This window comes from Desulfovibrio sp. 1188_IL3213, assembly GCF_036763145.1.
Lineage (GTDB): Bacteria > Desulfobacterota > Desulfovibrionia > Desulfovibrionales > Desulfovibrionaceae > Desulfovibrio.
Map to the genome: position 1 here is coordinate 1 of NZ_JBAIYR010000302.1, position 2,942 is coordinate 2,942.

Genomic DNA, 2,942 nt, shown 5'->3' on the forward strand with positions numbered 1-2,942 from the left:
CCTCGGCCGCACCCGCGGAAAAACGTCCCATCTACCTTGGCTACAGCGGCGCGGCCGTGTATGCCGGTATTGCCTGTGGCCCGCCCGTGGCGGGCTTTGTGGCGGGCTGGCTTGGCTGGCGCTGGCTTTTCTGGGGCAATGCCCTCACCTCTGTGGTCGTTCTGCTGCTCATGAAGTATTTCGTCAAACTGGACTGGCGTACCGCCAAGGGACGCCCCTTTGACTGGACAGGCTGCTTTATTTACGGGCTTGCCATGACGGCGCTTACCTTCGGCTCCTCGGAACTGGCCGCATATCCTGTTATGGCGGGCTGTCTGCTCGGCGCGTTTCTGGTGCTTATGGTCATTTTCTGCATCAAGGAGCTGCGCAGCGAGTTTCCCATCCTTGATATCCGCATGCTGGCCCGCAACCGGGTTTTTGCCCTTTCTTCCCTGGCGGCCTTTATCAATTACAGTTCTTTTTTCGGCATACTTTTTTTCTTCAGCCTGTATTTGCAGTTCGGCCTTGGCATGACGGTGCAGCAGGCCGGAATGTTTCTTGCCCTTCAGTCGGTGGTACAGGCGCTGACAACTCCCGTGGCCGCCCGCCTGTGCCTTAAATTCAACCCCGGCCATGTGAGCGCCGTCGGGGTGGGGCTGTGCGGCCTGGGGCTGCTGGTTTCGGCCTTTCTTGAGGTGCATTCGCCCATCGGCGTGCTCCTTGCGGCTCAGGGGCTGCTCGGCGTGGGTATAAGTCTTTTTGCCCTGCCCAATACCACCATTATTCTGGAAAGCGCCGGCCCGACACATGTGGGGCAGGCATCGGGGCTTACCGGGGCGGTGCGTACCGCCGGGCAGCTTGTGAACATGGCGGTCATCACCCTGACCCTCGGCTTTTTCCTCGGTGACAGGCCCGCAGGGCCTGATACGGTGGATGCCTTCATGAAAAGCATGCATCTGGATCTTGTGGTTTTTGGTGTGCTCAACCTGCTGGCTGTGGGCTGCGTGCTTGCCCGCAACCGTAACTGAGGCAGCACGGCTTTGCCTCAGCCGCATCCGTAACCCGTTTGCGGGAATAATGGCGGTGTGCGACGGCGCAGCGGCATGGCGGTTTTGTCTTCTCCGCAGGGGCCGGACTGAGAGCGGCTTGCGACCAATCTGTGACCAGGAGTTTGCCCCCGGCGGCTGCGCGTGGCCGGAAGGCTCTTTGTGCTGCGAGATTTCAGGGAAAAAATGCCCTGGAATTTTCCGGGACAGTAAAGTCTAAAGTTTTTTCAGGCCCGTCCGAACAGACAGCAAGGACGGATACATGCATGCCCGACGCCAATTCCGCAAAACTGCGCATGATGCTTCAGGGGTACGAGCAGCAACTGCTGGCTGCCCGGCGTCTTGCGCGTTTTCGCGTGCGCAGGCGACTTGCCCAGGGTGAAGACCCGAATGACCCGGACCCTGTCGCCCACAGGAAGGCCTGTGTGGAAAAGGTCGCCCGTGAGCTGTACGAAACGCTGATATTCACCGGCAGCGACAACCCTGTGGTGGAAAATATCCGCAAGGAATTGGGCAAGGAAGTGGGGCAAGAGGTGGTTTTCACCTATCCGCCCGGCCAGCGGCTTCATATTGTGGGCGAGGGGCCGGACGGCATGGAACCTTTGTCGGAAGACGTACAGCGTACAACCCGGCATGCCCTGTGGCGCATCATTCGTGAACAGGTGGACAAAAGCATGCTGGAAGAGCCGCCGCGCGGCACTGATCAGCGCGGCTGATTACACGAAGCGGCCCGGACGTGCCGCCAGTGGAGCAGGATATGGAAATAAAAAATACGCCAAACAGTTTTTTTGATCCCTATGCGGCCGGTCTGGAAAAAAATGCTGCAGCCAGGGCCGATGCGCGTGCAAGGGCGCGCGCAGGAGCCGTGGGCGAAGATGCGGCTCAGGGAGACACGGTCAGCGTTTCGCAGGATGCCCTGCTCATGACCGAGGCCCGTCGCGCGGCCCAGAGCGCTCCCGACGTGCGTGCCGAAAAGGTCGAATCCCTGCGCATTCAGGTTGCCAACGGCACCTACAAGCCCGATAGCCGCCTTATTGCAGCCAGCCTTGTTCGCGAAGAACCGGGCCTGTTCCGCATTTAGAGCAGATTTACCTTAAAGTTACTCCGGCGTTGTCCGGGCAGACGCTCGTCATAAAGGCGCAAGCGCGGCTTTAGACAGTGTCGTCACGAGCGCCTTTCCCGGTATCTCTGCGTCGAACTTCGCCTTTTATTCCGGTCGAGTACCATAAGAGTACACTCCTGCATAAAAGGCTCGTTCTCCTTGATATACCAAGCAAATTCATCTCGTGACGACAATGTCTAGAGCAGATTAACTTTGAGAATGTATATTCTCAAAGTTTAAGGCACGCTCACTTCGGCGTTTAACCGCGCAGATAAACTGCGCTTACGCCTCCGTAGCGAACGTCTGCTCACGCAGCCGCCAGAGCCTGCGGGCTGTGGCGGCTGCGTCGGGCATCTGTCGGCTGTTGCCGTAGTGAGCGTTATAAAACGTTGGGAATGCATATTCTCAGCGGTAAAATACGCCGGACAGCCTTGTTCCGGCAGCCTTCCCATTTCTTTATGCAATTCTGAGCTTGCAGGATGCATCACGGCCAGCAGCCACGCGGCAACTGGTTGGATGCATTCGGTGCGCCATTTTTTCTCGACTACGTGCCGTCAGTTTGGCATCATTATGCGTCTTCCCTCATGCTCTTTGGGCGTGCCGCTCTGCGGCAAGGCCATTGAGACCGCTTTGGGCGGGCGTGAATCCGGTACGAAATGCTGTAGATAGAGTGTGGCAAGAGCATATATCATTGCTGTCCGGCTAAGGGGTAACAAAAAAGTCCAAAATCTCAGCAGTATGTGGTATAAGAAGTTACCACAACAACTTGCCACACAAGGAGATTTTGGACTTGAGCCATCATACTACACTCTTCT

At 57.5% G+C, this 2,942-nt stretch carries 3 protein-coding genes; all 3 read left to right on the top strand.

The genetic code is table 11. The features are described 5' to 3' along the window. Positions 1-1,007, top strand: a 1,007-nt coding sequence (locus V6C16_RS10595) for an MFS transporter (protein ID WP_333543171.1), incomplete at its 5' end; no start/stop codon positions are given. Between the two features lie 284 nt (positions 1,008-1,291). After that, positions 1,292-1,741 carry a DVU0524 family FlgM-associated protein gene (locus tag V6C16_RS10600; protein ID WP_333536255.1) on the top strand — a complete coding sequence of 150 codons (450 nt, stop codon included), beginning with the start codon at positions 1,292-1,294 and terminating at the stop codon, positions 1,739-1,741. 41 nt (positions 1,742-1,782) lie between these two features. Beyond that, the gene (flgM, locus tag V6C16_RS10605; protein ID WP_333536257.1) at positions 1,783-2,106 is read left to right on the top strand and encodes a flagellar biosynthesis anti-sigma factor FlgM; all 324 of its coding nucleotides are present in this window, start codon (positions 1,783-1,785) and stop codon (positions 2,104-2,106) included. Positions 2,107-2,942 lie beyond the last annotated feature (836 nt).